Origin of the sequence: Pseudomonas sp. MRSN 12121 (assembly GCF_000931465.1) — a bacterium.
Classification (GTDB): Bacteria; Pseudomonadota; Gammaproteobacteria; order Pseudomonadales; family Pseudomonadaceae; genus Aquipseudomonas.
This window is the reverse complement of record NZ_CP010892.1, coordinates 4,750,110-4,764,046: the sequence shown is the minus strand read 5'-3', so window position 1 is coordinate 4,764,046 and position 13,937 is coordinate 4,750,110. Positions and strand designations below refer to the sequence as shown.

General features: G+C 66.7%; 14 protein-coding genes. 6 read left to right on the top strand and 8 right to left on the bottom strand.

The window, feature by feature from the left end; genetic code table 11:
- The first annotated feature begins 418 nt into the window (after positions 1–418).
- The 3 genes from darA to darC all read left to right on the top strand — a co-directional run bounded on the left by darA (position 419) and on the right by darC (position 2,854).
- Complete coding sequence (gene darA / locus TO66_RS21535) at positions 419–1,360, top strand: 2-hexyl, 5-propylresorcinol biosynthesis aromatase DarA (protein ID WP_044464173.1); 942 nt, start codon at positions 419–421, stop codon at positions 1,358–1,360.
- A 7-nt stretch (positions 1,361–1,367) separates the two neighbouring features.
- Positions 1,368–2,519, top strand: a complete 1,152-nt coding sequence (gene darB, locus TO66_RS21530; protein WP_044464172.1) for a beta-ketoacyl synthase DarB — start codon at positions 1,368–1,370, stop codon at positions 2,517–2,519.
- Positions 2,520–2,602: 83 nt separating this feature from the next.
- Positions 2,603–2,854, top strand: coding sequence for a 2-hexyl-5-propylresorcinol biosynthesis acyl carrier protein DarC (gene darC, locus TO66_RS21525; RefSeq protein ID WP_044464171.1), 252 nt, complete (start codon positions 2,603–2,605; stop codon positions 2,852–2,854).
- A gap of 97 nt (positions 2,855–2,951) precedes the next feature.
- Here darC and inhA read toward each other — a convergent pair whose 3' ends face one another.
- Positions 2,952–3,638 carry an isonitrile hydratase gene (gene inhA, locus TO66_RS21520; RefSeq protein WP_044464170.1) on the bottom strand — a complete coding sequence of 229 codons (687 nt, stop codon included), beginning with the start codon at positions 3,636–3,638 and terminating at the stop codon, positions 2,952–2,954.
- Between the two features lie 107 nt (positions 3,639–3,745).
- Here inhA and TO66_RS21515 point away from each other — a divergent pair, with 107 nt between their 5' ends.
- Positions 3,746–4,747, top strand: coding sequence for a GlxA family transcriptional regulator (locus tag TO66_RS21515; protein ID WP_156162131.1), 1,002 nt, complete (start codon positions 3,746–3,748; stop codon positions 4,745–4,747).
- Here the strand turns inward: TO66_RS21515 and TO66_RS21510 are convergent.
- The 6 genes from TO66_RS21510 to TO66_RS21485 form a co-directional block, all read right to left on the bottom strand.
- Positions 4,724–5,626 (bottom strand): alpha/beta fold hydrolase, encoded by a 903-nt coding sequence (locus TO66_RS21510; RefSeq protein WP_044464168.1) that lies wholly within the window; start codon positions 5,624–5,626, stop codon positions 4,724–4,726. The genes TO66_RS21515 and TO66_RS21510 overlap by 24 nt on opposite strands.
- A 71-nt stretch (positions 5,627–5,697) precedes the next feature.
- Positions 5,698–6,030, bottom strand: coding sequence for a hypothetical protein (locus TO66_RS21505; RefSeq protein WP_044464167.1), 333 nt, complete (start codon positions 6,028–6,030; stop codon positions 5,698–5,700).
- Positions 6,031–6,239: 209 nt separating this feature from the next.
- A complete protein-coding gene (locus TO66_RS21500) occupies positions 6,240–6,710 on the bottom strand; it encodes a cysteine hydrolase family protein (RefSeq protein ID WP_044464166.1) in 471 nt (156 codons plus the stop codon).
- A 389-nt stretch (positions 6,711–7,099) separates the two neighbouring features.
- Complete coding sequence (locus tag TO66_RS21495) at positions 7,100–8,917, bottom strand: glycoside hydrolase family 15 protein (protein WP_044464165.1); 1,818 nt, start codon at positions 8,915–8,917, stop codon at positions 7,100–7,102.
- Complete coding sequence (locus TO66_RS21490; protein ID WP_044464164.1) at positions 8,910–9,710, bottom strand: glucose 1-dehydrogenase; 801 nt, start codon at positions 9,708–9,710, stop codon at positions 8,910–8,912. The genes TO66_RS21495 and TO66_RS21490 overlap by 8 nt, the downstream gene beginning before the upstream one ends.
- A 115-nt stretch (positions 9,711–9,825) precedes the next feature.
- Positions 9,826–10,413: a TetR/AcrR family transcriptional regulator gene (locus tag TO66_RS21485; RefSeq protein WP_044464163.1), complete on the bottom strand. Its 588-nt coding sequence runs from the start codon at positions 10,411–10,413 to the stop codon at positions 9,826–9,828.
- 138 nt (positions 10,414–10,551) lie between these two features.
- Between TO66_RS21485 and TO66_RS21480 the strand changes: the two genes are divergently transcribed.
- Entirely contained in the window at positions 10,552–11,745 is a 1,194-nt protein-coding gene (locus TO66_RS21480; protein ID WP_044464162.1) for an MFS transporter, read from the top strand.
- 263 nt (positions 11,746–12,008) lie between these two features.
- The gene (locus tag TO66_RS21475; RefSeq protein WP_044464161.1) at positions 12,009–12,749 is read left to right on the top strand and encodes a thioesterase II family protein; all 741 of its coding nucleotides are present in this window, start codon (positions 12,009–12,011) and stop codon (positions 12,747–12,749) included.
- Positions 12,750–12,802: 53 nt separating this feature from the next.
- Here TO66_RS21475 and TO66_RS21470 read toward each other — a convergent pair whose 3' ends face one another.
- Complete coding sequence (locus tag TO66_RS21470; RefSeq protein WP_044464160.1) at positions 12,803–13,786, bottom strand: siderophore-interacting protein; 984 nt, start codon at positions 13,784–13,786, stop codon at positions 12,803–12,805.
- Positions 13,787–13,937: the final 151 nt, after the last annotated feature.

The window sequence follows — 13,937 nt, the reverse complement described above, 5'->3', positions numbered from 1 at the left end:
TACCGAATGAAGTTTCCCACCTGCAAAAAAAGTTCCGATAAGAGCATGTAAGCCGGCTTCTGGATAGAGCACAAATCCCTACCAGAGTTGGTAGGTTTACAAGCGCCCTGTTGCAGATAGAGTTTCAGCCAGAAGACGCGTCCCTTCCCATTAACGGTTCTTTATTGTCCAGCAAGGATGTAATGAAACTGTAATGAAAAGCGGGGGCGTTTTCCGGTTTCGATTGATTATCAGGTCGTTGTTCCGGCGATTGCCATTTCGTCGTTCATCCTCTTTTGTTTTTACGTTCGACTTGCAACAAGGCAGTGCGCGCTTTTTATCGTGCCCGCAAATATAAAAACCGACATCCATGCCGAAGTTCATCGTCAATGATCTCTGGCGTGCCTTTGTGGTTGTAAAGCAAAAGGTCCCCGTATTTATGAAACATGTTCTGGTGGTTCGTTATTCGCAAAGCGGTCAGTTGAGCGAGGTGGTCGAGAGCCTGGTCGCGCCCCCGCGTTCGGCGCAGGAAATCCAGGTCCATGAAGTGGTGCTCAAGCCCCGCGTCGCCTATCCGTTCCCGTGGCCGGTGGGCAAGTTCTTCGACGTGTTTCCCGAGACCGTGCAGTTGCGTCCGCCGGCCATCGAGCCGGTGCACACCGACCATCCGGGGCCCTTCGACCTGGTGATCCTGGCGTATCAGGTCTGGTACCTGTCGCCATCGCCGCTGATCACCGCGTTTCTCCAGAGCGAGGAGGGCAAGCGCTTGCTGGCCGGGCGCCCGGTGGTCACGGTGATCGCCTGCCGCAACATGTGGCTGATGGCCCAGGAGGTGGTCAAGCGCCTGCTGGACGAGGCCGGCGCGACGCTGCGCGACAACGTGGTGCTGACCGACCGCGCCAACACCTTCGCCACCCTGATCACCACGCCGCGCTGGATGTTCACCGGCAGCCGCGCATCTTTCATGGGCCTGCCCCCGGCCGGGGTCAGCGCCGAGGATGTGCAGGGCGCCGCACGGTTCGGGCGGGCATTGAATGCCGCCCTGTATGCCAACAAAGAGAAAGCCGAAGGGCCGATGCTGGCTGGGCTGGGGGCGGCGCCCGTCAACCCCGGATTGATACTCAGCGAGCGTGCGGCTTATCGAGGCTTCAGGTTCTGGTCGGGACTTATCTGCCGTTTCGGCAAACATGGACAATGGTTGCGGCGACTCTTGCTGTGCTTGTTCATCGTTTATCTATTACTGGTCATCTTGACGGTTCTGCCTATTTCCCTGGTGTTACGCCGTTTGCTTCAACCGTTTATCCGTGCGCGCCTGGACGCCTTGCAGCGTTATTACGAACAACCGTCCGGTGCGCAACTAACCATTGAAAACGAGGAGTAGATTTATCATGAGCGAAGCCTTTGCCTATATTACGAAAACATCCACTTTCATGCCGGGAGAGGCAGTGGATAACGAAACCATGGAAAGTATTCTCGGGTATGTGGGCGGGCGACCTTCGCGGTCTCGGCAAGTCGTGTTGCGTAATAACGGAATCAAGCAACGCTACTATGTGCTGGACCCGCAAACCGGTGTTCCTCGCTTCACTAACGCACAGATCACCGCCGAGGCGATCAAGGGCCTGGTGGGCGACGGTTTTGCCCTGGACAACATGCAATGCCTGTCCACCGGCACCACCCTGCCAGACCAGTTGATGCCCAACCATGGCGTGATGGTGCACGGCGAGCTGGGCAACAAGCCCTGCGAAGTGGTGTCCGCCGCCGGCATCTGCCTGGCCGGCCTCACCGCGCTGAAATACGCCTACCTGTCGGTCCTCTCGGGGACCACCAGCAACGCCGTGGCCACGGCGTCCGAGGTGCTGTCGCCGGTGCTGCATGCGCGCAATTTCACCGCGGAAAACGAGGCACTGGTGGCGCAACTGGCGGCCCGTCCGGAAATTGCCTTCGAGAAAGACTTCCTGCGCTGGATGCTGTCCGACGGCGCCGGCGCCTTCCTGATCGAGAACCAGCCACGCGCGGGCGGCCTGTCGCTGCGTATCGACTGGATCGACACCTTCTCCTACGCCAACGAATTGCCGACCTGCATGTACGCCGGCGCGGAAAAGGCCGAGGACGAAAGCCTCACCGGCTGGAAACTCCTGACCCCGGAAGACTGGGCCGCGCGCTCGATCTTCGCGATCAAGCAGGACGTGCGCCTGCTCAACGAGAATGTGGTGAAGTACACCCTGGGCCGGCCGCTGCGGGAGGTGATGGTCAAGCACAACTTGTCGCCCGAAGCCGTCGACTGGTTCCTGCCACACATGTCCTCGGAGTACTTCCGCAAGCCGATCGCCGAGTGCCTGGAAAGCAACGAAATGCCGATTCCCCAGGAGCGCTGGTACACCAACCTGTCCCAGCGCGGTAACACCGGCGCGGCGTCGATCTACATCATGGTCCACGAACTGCTGGAATCCGGCCGCCTGCACAAGGGCCAGCGCGTGCTGTGCTTCGTTCCGGAGAGCGGGCGCTTCTCCGGTGGCTTCATGCACCTGACGGCGGTCTGAGATCGCCCCGGCTGACGCCAAAACCTGGTGGCCGGCGTACCCGGCCACTGTTTCGTCGTATATCCAATCGCAAGGGAATGACTATGGAAACGCTAGAACAGCGTGTGAAAGAAGTGGTGGCGACCGAACTGGGCGTCGCTCTGGCGAGCATCCGCAACCAGGATGCGTTCGTCGAGGACCTGGGCGCCGATTCGCTGGCCCGGGTGGAACTGGTGTCGGCCCTGGAGACCGAGTTCGACCTCACCATCCCCGATGACCAGGCCGATGGCTTGCAGACCGTGCAGCAGGTGATCGACCACCTCCGCCAGGCCTGCGAGAACGCAGTCCCGGCCTGACGCCGGTCCTGTGAAGATGCGGCCGGGGCTCAGCTGGCCGATAAGGTTGCTCCGGTCCGCATCTGTTGTTCTACCGCCTGTTGCTACAGGCGCCGTTTCAATCCTGTTGCCAGCCCTGCACGACCCGTTCGACGATCTCGCCGCGCTGCCGGAGGGAATTCGCCGCGAGCCGCCGGGCTTCCGCCACCACCGATGCGGGCGCCGTCTGTGGGCTCCCCGCCGCGAAAGGCGGAGCCGGGGCGTACTCCAGTTGCAGTTGGACCCGTTGCGCTGTGGCCTCGTCGAACAGCTCGGCGGCCAGGACCAGGGCAAAGTCGATCCCCGCGGTGATCCCGCCGCCGCTCAGCAGGTTGCCGTCGCGCACCACACGTTCCTGCACCGCAATCGCCCCCAGGGGCTCCAGCAAATGATGGTAGGCCCAGTGGGTGGTGGCGCGCTTGCCGCGCAGCAGCCCGGCGGCGCCGAGGACCAGCGAGCCGGTGCACACCGAGGTGACATAGCGCGCCTGCGCCGCCTGGTGGCGGATGAAATCGAGGGTCTGACGATCCTCCATCAGCGCGCCGACCCCCGCGCCCCCGGGCACGCAGATCACATCCAGCGCCGGGCAGTCGGCGAAGCGGGTGGTCGCCTGCAACACCAGCCCGGTACTGGCGACGATCGGGCCGCGTTCTTTCCACACCAGGTGCACCTGCACATCCGGCAGCGAAGCGAGCACGTCGTAGGGGCCCGTGAGGTCGAGTTGCTGGACGTTGGGGAACAACAGGAAACCGATCTGCAGCGTCATGGGGAAGCTCCTGGGCTTGTCGAGGGTATCCAGTCTTCGCGCTGGACGATTGGACTCTAGCGCCCTAGGCTTTGGCGTATTCGCCAACCTGCCCACGAATTACGCCAATCATGTCCAGCCCGAAAACCATTCGTGTCCTGACATTTGCCAACGCCCAGGTGCTGGACGTCACGGGCCCCCTGCAGGTGTTCGCCTCGGCCAACGACCTGGCGCGGCACAAGGGCCTGCCGCAGCCCTATGCGGCCAGCGTGATCGCCGCGGGCGACGGGACGGTGCTGACCTCGGCCGGGCTGACGCTGCTGGCCGCGCCCTTGCCGGAGCCGGACAGCGCCTGCGACACGCTGATCGTCGCCGGCGGCTGGGGTGTGTATGCCGCGGCCGAAGACCCGGCGCTGGTGGCCTGGGTCCGCCAACAGGCCGCGCAGGCGCGGCGGGTCGCCTCGGTGTGCACCGGGGCTTTCCTGCTGGCCGCCAGCGGCTGGCTCGACGGGCGCCGGGTGGTGACCCACTGGACCCGCTGCGAGCAACTGGCGCGGCAATACCCGCGCTTGCGGGTGGAGGCCGATCCGATCTTCATCAACGAAGGCCCGGTCTGGACCTCGGCCGGCGTCACCGCCGGGATCGACCTGGCCCTGGCGCTGGTGGAAGCGGACCTGGGGCACGCCCTGGCCCTGGAAGTGGCCCGGCACCTGGTGGTGTTCCTCAAGCGTCCGGGCGGCCAAGCGCAATTCAGCGCCACCCTGGCCCTGCAGAAACAGGGCGGGCGCTTCGACGACCTGCATGCCTGGATCGCCGAAAACCTCGGCCGCGACCTGAGCATCCCGACCCTGGCCGAACAGGCCGGCATGAGCGAGCGCAGCTTCGTGCGCCATTACCGCGCCGACACCGGCCAGACCCCGGCCCGGGCCATCGAACGGATCCGCGTCGAAAGCGCCCGGCGCCTGCTCGGCGAGAGCGGCCTGGCGATCAAGCGCATTGCCATGCAGTGCGGTTTCGGCAGCGAAGAAACCCTGCGCCGCAGCTTCCTGCGCGGCGTGGGGGTGACGCCGCAGGCGTATCGAGAGCGCTTTTCGTCGGAGGGCGGGTCAGCCTTCCAGCAGTTCCAGTAACGCTTGCAAGGTAGCCAGCGGCGCCTCCTGCGGCACGTTGTGGCCGACCCCGGGCAGCACGCGGCGTTGGTAGGGGCCGGTGAACAGGCCGATGTCCTCGTCCTCTTCGCTCGCCGGGCCGACCCCGTCGTCGGCGCCGCACAGGGAAATGCTCGGCACGCCGATCGGCGGCTGTTGCGCCAGCGCCTGCTCGATGGCTTCCAGGCCGGGATCGCCCGGGGCGTACATGAAGCGGTGGCGGTAGGAATGGATCACCACCTCGACGAAGTCCGGGTTGTCGAACGACGGCGCGCTCAACGGATACAGCGCCGCGCCGCGCGCCCAGGTCGGCGACCAGAGCCGCCACAGCAGCTCGCACAGTTCGCGGCGGTTGGTGCTCAGGCCGTCCACCCCGCGCTGAGTGTGGAAGTAGTACTGGTACCAGTAGCGGTGCTCGGCCTCGGGCGGCAGAGGCTGCGTCGAGCGGGCGATGTCCTGGATGTTGTAGCCGTCGGCGCTCACCAGGCAGCGCACCCGCTCCGGCCACAGCGCCGCGACGATGCAGGCGGCGCGCCCGCCCCAGTCGAAGCCGGCGAGGGCGGCCCGGGGCAGGTTCAGGCCGTCCATCAGGTCCAACAGGTCCTGGGCCAGCGCCGCCTGCTGCCCGGAACGCATGACCTGCGGCCCGGCGAAGCGCGTCGGGCCGTAGCCGCGCAGGTAAGGCACTATCACCCGATAACCGCGCGCCGCCAGCTCGGGAACGATCTCGTCATAACTGCGCGGGTCGTAGGGAAAACCATGCAGCAGGATCACCGGCTCACCGCTCTCGGGGCCGTGGTGTTCGTAGGCGAGGTGCAGGCGGGGGGTGTGGAGGAACTGGACAGGGAGAGGGCGGCTCATGGCGGATCCAGTGACAAGGAAAGCCAGAACCTTAGCTCAATCCACGCGCCTGGCCAGTCCCGGCTTGCAGGCTATTTCTTCTTGCTGAACTTGCCGATCTTCCAGGCCCACTGGGTGCCGGTGGAAATGAAGTATTTCCCTTCGACTTGATAGGTCTTGAAGATTTTGCGCAGCTCTTTGGTGACGAATTTGGTGATATCGGTCTGGTGGGCGTTCGTCTTCTCGAACTCGGCGATGAAGGTGTTGGCGGTCAGCTTGGTCGCGGTTTTCTTGCGCTTGCCTTTGACCACCTTCGCGTAGTCGATTTTTTCCAGGGCCTTGCCTATCAGCTTGTAGGCATAGGTGCCGTGAGGCGAAGCCTTGGCATTCTTGAGATCGAACGAGATATGTACGAAGTAGCTCATGCCTGATTCCTTGTGGACATGGGAGTGGGGATTGGAAAACTGTTGCGAAATTACAGGTATGGGCCTGGCGCTGCGTCGGAGGGTGGATGGCCGAGGTGGGGTGTCGCCAGGAAAACCAATGGTATCAATAGGATGGCCTGGCTGCGATTGTCGTTGGGCAGCCGAACGCTCGGTCGCGGGCTGGTTCGTTCCAGCCAGGTTAAAAAGAGCTAGGAGCCCAAGAGCTCGGCGCGGGTGGTCAGGTGCTTGAAATGATGCCGCCACAAGCGCACGCCCAGTTCGCCGCTGCGGTCCAGCGACGAGCCTACCGTCAGGTCGGTGATCAGGGTCGGTTGCAGGCCGGCGTCGAACAGGGCGAAGCCGGCGGCGAGCACGCAGGTGTCGGTCTGGATGCCGCAGACCAGCACCCGGTCCGGGGCCAGGCTGTGCAGGTAGGCGAGGGTGGGCGCGGTGAGGGTGTAGCCGTGCTTGATGAAGACGCGGTCGGCGGCGACCAGGCTGTCGTCGTCCGGCGCGGGTTGCCAGCCGAGCTGGCGGGCGAAGGGCGTGTGGCTTTCGTCGTGGCGTTCGACGGTGGCCACCGACGGCAGTTGGCCGAGCAGGGCGTTGATGCCGTCCAGCAGCCAGGCCGGCGGGTTGAACGAGGGTTGCACGTCGATGATCAGCAGCACCTGGCGCATGGCAGTCCTTGAGCGGGCCGGGCGGTCCATTCTGCCTGCAAAGCCCCGGTGCTGCGAACCCTTCTCGTTGATACGCCACGCCGCCCCTGTAGCCGCTGCCGAGCGCCAGCGAGGCTGCGATCGGCCCGTAGGGCCGCCAAGCCTGCCGCCGCGAAGGACCTGGAGAAACGCGTTGTGCGCCTGGCGAGTCCTGCGGCCTCGATCGCAGCCTCGCCAGGGCTCGGCAGCGGCTACACAAAGCGCGTTAGCCTGTATCGATGCCAACAGCCACGGCCTTCTTGCGTAGGAGCGAGGCTTGCCCGCGATAGGGACGACGCGTAACGCCGGATGTACCGCGTCATCGTTCATCGCGGGCAAGCCTCGCTCCTGCGGGCGGTGGGGGCGGGCGGTCAGGGCTGCCAGAAGATCTTCTCGCCGCTGAGCCGCCGGTCGAGGAAGCAGGCGGCGCTGATCAGCGCCAGGTGGCTCAGCGCCTGGGGCGTGTTACCCAGGTGGCGGGCGTGGCTGTCGAACTCTTCGGCGTACAGCCCCAGCGGGTTGGCGTAGCGCAGCAACTGCTCGAACTCCAGGTGGGCCTTGTCCAGCTGGCCGGCGCGGGCCAGGCATTCGACGTACCAGAACGAGCAGGCGACGAACGCGCCTTCGGTGCCGGCCAGGCCGTCGATGCCGCTGTCTTCGTTGCGGTAGCGGTAGACCATGCCGTCGCGCACCAGGGTTTTCTCGATCGCCTCCAGGGTCGCCAGCCAGCGCGGATCGCGGGCGCCGACGAAGCGCACCAGCGGCATCAGCAGCATCGAGCCGTCCAGCGCGGTGCCGCCCTTGTACTGCACGAAATGCCCGCGCTCCTCGTCCCAGAAGTTGCTCCAGATATCGTCATGGATCGCCTGGCGGGTCTGGTCCCAGCGAGCGAAGGGCGCCGGCAGCGAGCGCTTCGAGGCGAGGCGGATGGCGCGGTCCAGGGCCACCCAGCACATCAGCCGCGAATGCAGGAAGTGATGCTCCTCGCCGCGCATCTCCCAAATGCCCACGTCCTTGCCGTCCCAGCTGGCGCAGACCTGGTCCACCACGTCGACCGCGTGTTGCCAGCCTTCGTGGGAGATCGCCTCGCCGTATTTGTTGACCAGGTACACCGCGTCCAGCAGTTCGCCGAAGATGTCCAGCTGGACCTGCTCGAACGCCTGGTTGCCGATCCGCACGGGCGTCGCCCCGCCGTGTCCCGAGAAGTGTTTCAGCAGGGTTTCCGGTAGCTCCTGGCGGCCGTCGATGGCGTACAGGATGTTGAGCTTGGTCGGCTGGTCGCAGCAGTCGCTGACCCGCCCGCGCAGCCAGCGCATGTAGGCGTTGGCCTCCTCGACGAAGCCCAGGCGCATGAAGGCGTAGACGGTGAACGAGGCGTCGCGGATCCAGGTGTAGCGATAATCCCAATTGCGTTCGCCGCCCGGGGTTTCCGGCAGGCCGAAGGTGGCGGCGGCAAGGATCGCCCCGTGCTTGCGCGAGGTCAGCAGCTTCAGCGCCAGGGCCGAACGGTTGACCATCTCGCGCCAGCGGCCGCGGTAGTTGGACTGGCCGATCCAGTCGCGCCAGAACTTCAGCGTACGCGCCAGGTACAGTTCGCCATCGGCAGGCAGGCGCGGGTCGTCGAGGTCGCCGAGCCTGAATTCGGCGCTCTGCTCCTGCTCCAGCTCGAACTCGGCCACCGCGGCGTCGCGCTCGATGCGCAGCGCTTGGCTGCCGACCAGGCGCAGGCTCGGCTGGCGTTCGGCCTCGAAGCACACGGTCGCGCCGTCGAGCCGCGCGCGGGTGGTGGCGCGGGCGTAGTCATGGCGCACCGCGCAGCGCAGGCGCAGCGTGGCGCGGCCGCTGACCACCCGCACCCGGCGGATCAGCAGCGGCAGGTCGTCGTCGCTGTCGCCGATGGCCAGCAGGTCGGTGATTTCCACCACCGCGCGCGCGCTGAGCCAGCGGGTCTGCAGGACATTGCTGTCCGGCAGGTAGATCTGTTCGCGGCGCGCGTCGGGCAGGTCCGGCGCGAGCTGGAAGATCCCGGCGTCCGGGGTGTCGAGCAGCGAGCAGAACAGCGAGGGGCTGTCGAACTCCGGCCAGCAGAAGAAATCCACGCTGCCCTTGTCGTTGACCAGCGCCGCGGTGCGCAGGTCGCCAATGATGCCGTGGGCATCGATCGAGGCTTGTCGTTCAGTGTCAGCCATTGTCGCGAAACTCCGGATACAGGCTCATGCCGCCGTCGATCACCAGGGTGCTGCCCAGCACGTAGTCGGAGGCGTCGCTGGCCAGCCAGACCACGGCGTTGGCCACGTCCTTGACGTCGCCGAGGCGCCCGTAGGGGATCAGTTCGAGCAGCCGGGCGCCGGCCGAGCCCTCGGTGGCGCGGCGATTGATGGGGGTGGCGATGGCGCCGGGGGCGATGGCGTTGACCCGGATCCGCTGGTGGCTGACTTCCTGGGCCAGGCTGCGCATCAGCATCTCCACGCCGCCCTTGGACGCCGCGTAATTGACGTGCCCGGCCCAGGGAATGTGCTGGTGCACCGAACTCATGTGGATGATCTTGCCGGCGGCGCGCGACACCCCGGTGCGGATCCCCTGGCGCTGGAAAATCCGCAGGGCGGCGCGGGCGCAGAGGAACTGGCCGGTGAGGTTGACGCCGATCACCCGGTTCCAGTCGTCCAGGGTCATGTCCACCACCGGGGCGTCTTTTTGCAGGCCCGAGTTGGCCACCAGGATGTCGAGGACGCCGAAGGCTTCCAGCGCCTTGTCGAACAGGCGCTGGACCTCGTCTTCCCGGGAAATGTCGGCGCCCACGGCGATGGCCCGGCCGCCGCAGGCGTTGATATCGGCGGCGAGTTTCTCGGCGGGCGCGGCCTGGCGATGGTAGTTGAGTACCACCGAGGCCCCGGCCGCGGCCAGGGCGGTGGCCGCCGCGGCACCGATGCCGGAACTGGCGCCGGTGACCAGGGCGACTTGCTGGTTCAGGGTGATCTGCATGCGGGTACCTCGACCGGAGAGCCTGATCAGCTGACCGGCGGGCACCCGCAGGAGTTCATCGCAATTACGATGGCGCCGCTCGGCGACGGCGCATCGCCCCGTGGTGGACGCGCCTTCAGCGCACGCGCAAGCCTTGCAGCAGCACGTCCAGCCCGGCCAGCGCCTGGTGCAGGCGCTGCCCCGGATGTTCGTCCCGGGCGATCCACAGCGAGGCGTCGAGCAGGCTGCCGTTGATCAGGCGCGCCAGGGCTTCGCTGGGGGCGGGGACCACCAGCCCGGCCTGGATCAGCTCGTCGAGCAGGCCACTCAAGGAGTGCACGCAGCGTTCTTCGCTGGCCTCGAACAGGTCGCCCAGCACGGCCGGCGCGTCCTGCAGCATGACCCGCTGGATCTCGGCCTGCTGGGCCATTTCCAGGTAGGTCCGGCAACGTTGGACAAAGGCGCCCCAGAGGTCGTCGGTGCCGCGCGAGATCGCCTCCAGGCGCTGGTCCATTTCCGCGTCGAGCTGTTCGACCACCGCCGCCAGCAAGCCCTTCTTGTCGCCGAAATGGTGGTACAAGGCGCCCCGGGTCAGCCCCGCCTCGGCGGTCAGATCGTCCATCGAGGTATTGGCATAACCCAGGCTGCCGAAGGCCCGGCGGGCGCTGGCGATGAGTTTGCTGCGGGTTTCTTCGATCATCTCGGCGCGTTGACGCGGGCTCATGGCGGGCACTCACACAGCTGATAAATGGTTTGACATACGCGGCGTATGTTTTCATGATTTTCACATACGCACCGTATGTATTTTTGCCGCGCGGTGCATTTCTGGCAAGTTACTGCCCCCAGCACAGGTGTACAGACAATGGCGAACCCTTACCGCGAACTGTTCGACGCCCCCGGCAGCCGCGCTTTCGTGACGGCGGGGATGATTGCGCGGATGCCGATTTCCATGACCGGCATCGGCCTGATCACCATGCTCTCGCAACTCAAGGGCGGCTATGCGCTGGCCGGTTCGGTGGCGGCCACCTTCGCCCTGGCCACCGCGTTCTGCGCGCCCCAGGTGTCGCGCATGGTCGACCGCTTCGGCCAGGGCCGGGTGTTGCCGATCGCCGCCGGCGTGGGCGGCGGGGCGCTGCTGGCCCTGCTGCTGTGCACGCGCTTGCAGGCGCCGCACTGGACGCTGTTCCTGTTCGCCGCCCTGGCCGGTTGCATGCCGAGCATGTCGGCGATGGTCCGCGCCCGCTGGACCGAGCTGTACCGGGGCCAGCCGCGGTTGCAGACCGCCTACGCCCTGGAGTCGGTGCTCGACGAGGTGTGCTTCATCGTCGGCCCGCCGCTGTCGGTGGGGCTGTGCGTGGCGGTGTTCCCCGAGGCCGGTCCGCTGGTGGCGCTGGTGCTGCTGGCGATCGGCGTCACCGCCCTGGTGGCGCAGCGCTCGACCGAGCCGCCGGTGCACCCCCATGAAGAGCGGCACAAGGCGTCGATCATCCGTTCGCTGGAGCTGCAACTGCTGGTGCTGCTGATGATCGCCCTGGGCGTGATCGTCGGCGTGGTGGACGTGGTCAGCGTGGCCTTCGCCCAGCAGCAGGGGCAGCCTGCGGCGGCGAGTATCGTGCTGTCGGTGTACGCCATCGGTTCCTGCCTGGCGGGCATCGCCTTCGGGGCCCTGAAGCTGGATGTGCCGCTGCCGCGGCTGTTCATGTACGGCGGCATCGCCACCGCCGTGACCACGCTGCCGCTGCTGCTGGCGAGCAATATCTTCGGCCTGTCCCTGGCGGTGTTCGTGGCCGGGCTGTTCTTCGCCCCGACCCTGATCGTGGCTATGGCCCTGGTGGAGAACATCGTGCCGCCGGCCAAGCTCACCGAGGGCCTGACCTGGTTGATCACCGGGCTGAGCATCGGCGTGGCCATCGGCGCCGCGAGTTCCGGCTGGCTGGTGGATGCCTTCGGCGCGCGCAGCGGTTTCTGGGTGGCGCTGGCGGCCGGCGCGGTGGTGCTGGGCGCGGCGGTGCAGAGCGGGCGCCGGCTGACGCGCCGGCAGCCGGCGGCGGCCTGAGGCCTGCGGCACAGGCCCTCGCGAGCGGTCGACCACCTGACGCCGATGGGGCACACGCCGACGATCGACTGTAGGAGCGAGGCTTGCCCGCGATGAACTTGAGGACGCCGCGTAGACCCGGTCGATACGCGTCATCGTTAACGATCATCGCGAGCAAGCTTCGCTCCTACAGGTTGACGGCGGAGGTTGACGGCGGACCGGGACTAATTTGCTGGCGCGGCGGCACGTTCACTCCTTGCCATCATTTTTTCGAGGGGAACACCGTGACCCAGCTGACGCTGCTGTGCCTGCCGTATTCCGGAGCCAGCGCCATGGTCTACAGCCGCTGGCGGCGCAAGTTGCCCGACTGGCTGAAGTTGCAGCCGGTGGAACTGCCGGGGCGCGGCGCGCGTTTCGGCGAAGCCTTGCAGACCGACCTGGCGCCGCTGGCCCGGCAACTGGCCAGGGAGCATCTGGCACACACCCAGGCGCCCTACGCCTTGTTCGGCCATAGCCTGGGCGCCTTGCTGGCCTGCGAGCTGGCCCATGCCCTGCGCCAGTTGGGCGGCCCGGAGCCGGTGGCGCTGTTCGCCTCGGGCACCGCGGCGCCGAGCATGCGCCACGAGTACGACCGCGACCTCGCCGAGCCGAAAAGCGATGCCCAGCTGATCGAGCAACTGCGCACCCTCAATGGCACCAGCGAAGAGGTACTGGCCAACCGCGAGCTGATGAGCCTGACGCTGCCGGTGCTGCGCGCCGACTTCCTGCTATGCGGCAGTTTCCGCCCGCAGCAACGCGCCCCGCTCAAGTGCCCGGTGCATGTGCTGGGCGGCCGGGAAGATCGGGCCAGCAGCGAGCAACTGATGGCCTGGCGTCGGGAAACCAGCGGTAGTTTCTCGGTGGACATGCTGTCCGGCGGGCACTTCTTCATCCATGAGCACGAGCCGAAAGTGCTGCGCCTGCTCAAGGGCTACCTGGAGCCGCATATGCGCCGGCAGGCGCTGCGCGAGGCGCTGACCGGCTGAGCAGGCGCCAGGCTCCGGGGCTGGCGTGTGCCGCGCCGGTCATTCCAGGCCGCTCATTCCAGCGAGCGGCCCTGGCGCCAGTAGCCCATCAGCGCCAGGTTGCGACGTTCCAGGCCGCGTTCGTCGATCAGGTGCCGGCGGATCTTCATCACCGTGCCCGACTCGCCGGCGATCCAGGCATAGAAGCCGTTGTCCGACGGGGTGGCCGAATCCCAGGGGCGCAGGTCGTCGGCCTGTTCCCGGGGCTTGGGCCGGCGCGGCGGCCTGCTCGGCGCGGGCAGCTCGGCCAGCTCCCGCGCGGCGTGCATCAGCGCCTCGCCATGCGCGGCGCCGAGCACATCCCGGGGCAGCCAGCTCAGGCGGGTCTGGTGGTTGTGCCGCAGGGCCAGGCAATCGCTTTCGTGGGGCACCTCGATAAAGGCCTGGACGTCGGGCGGCACCGGGTACTCCATCAGGTCCTCGAGAATCCCGGCGATGGCCGGTAGCGCGGTTTCGTCGCCGATCAGCAGCACCTTGCGGATGCCGGCCGGCGGTTGCCATTCGTAGCCGCCGGGGTCGCCGCTGAACGCCTTGTTCGGCACGGCCATTTGCAGGCGGTCGCCGACCTTGGCGTGGGTCGCCCAGCGCGATGCCGGGCCGCTGACCCCGTGCAGCACGAAGTCCACGTCCAGTTCCGCCGGCTCGGCGCGCAGGGCGCGGATGGTGTAGGTGCGCATCGGCGGCTGTTGCGCTGCCGGCAGCTTGCGCCGGGCGGCGTGCCAGTCACCGATGCGCGGCAGGTCCGGCGGGCAGCCGTCGGCGGCGGGAAACAGCAGCTTGATGCGCTGGTCCGGCGCCAGGGTGCGCACATGGGCGACGTCTTCGCCGCCGAACACCAGGCGCGCCAGGCACGGGCTGAGGTCGATCCGTTGCTTGAGCTCGACATTGATCAGGCGATAGGCGCGCGGTGCCTGGCTGCCGGCGCCGACCAGTTTGCGCAAGCCGTGTGCCAGGGGATTGTTGGCCAGCAGGGCGGCCAGGGAAATGGCAGAGGACATGATGGCGACCTTGATAAAGGGTGGTCCTGTCTTGACGAGTCGCCCGCCGTGGAATTTAGCCGCGCGGCGCGGCCTGGCGCGTGTCCGGCGGCGGTTAATTTTTCCCCTGGCCCATCCGTTCCGTAGGGATAGCCGAGCCTTTGCTCGATAC

Excerpts from the sequence above, each read along its gene's own strand:
- TO66_RS21510 (WP_044464168.1), bottom strand. The coding sequence starts at position 5,626 with ATGAGCCGCCCTCTCCCTGTCCAGTTCCTCCACACCCCCCGCCTGCAC.
- darA (WP_044464173.1), top strand. The coding sequence starts at position 419 with ATGAAACATGTTCTGGTGGTTCGTTATTCGCAAAGCGGTCAGTTGAGC.
- TO66_RS21470 (WP_044464160.1), bottom strand. The coding sequence starts at position 13,786 with ATGTCCTCTGCCATTTCCCTGGCCGCCCTGCTGGCCAACAATCCCCTG.
- inhA (WP_044464170.1), bottom strand. The coding sequence starts at position 3,638 with ATGACGCTGCAGATCGGTTTCCTGTTGTTCCCCAACGTCCAGCAACTC.
- TO66_RS21480 (WP_044464162.1), top strand. The coding sequence starts at position 10,552 with ATGGCGAACCCTTACCGCGAACTGTTCGACGCCCCCGGCAGCCGCGCT.
- TO66_RS21505 (WP_044464167.1), bottom strand. The coding sequence starts at position 6,030 with ATGAGCTACTTCGTACATATCTCGTTCGATCTCAAGAATGCCAAGGCT.
- TO66_RS21485 (WP_044464163.1), bottom strand. The coding sequence starts at position 10,413 with ATGAGCCCGCGTCAACGCGCCGAGATGATCGAAGAAACCCGCAGCAAA.
- TO66_RS21500 (WP_044464166.1), bottom strand. The coding sequence starts at position 6,710 with ATGCGCCAGGTGCTGCTGATCATCGACGTGCAACCCTCGTTCAACCCG.
- TO66_RS21490 (WP_044464164.1), bottom strand. The coding sequence starts at position 9,710 with ATGCAGATCACCCTGAACCAGCAAGTCGCCCTGGTCACCGGCGCCAGT.
- darB (WP_044464172.1), top strand. The coding sequence starts at position 1,368 with ATGAGCGAAGCCTTTGCCTATATTACGAAAACATCCACTTTCATGCCG.
- darC (WP_044464171.1), top strand. The coding sequence starts at position 2,603 with ATGGAAACGCTAGAACAGCGTGTGAAAGAAGTGGTGGCGACCGAACTG.
- TO66_RS21495 (WP_044464165.1), bottom strand. The coding sequence starts at position 8,917 with ATGGCTGACACTGAACGACAAGCCTCGATCGATGCCCACGGCATCATT.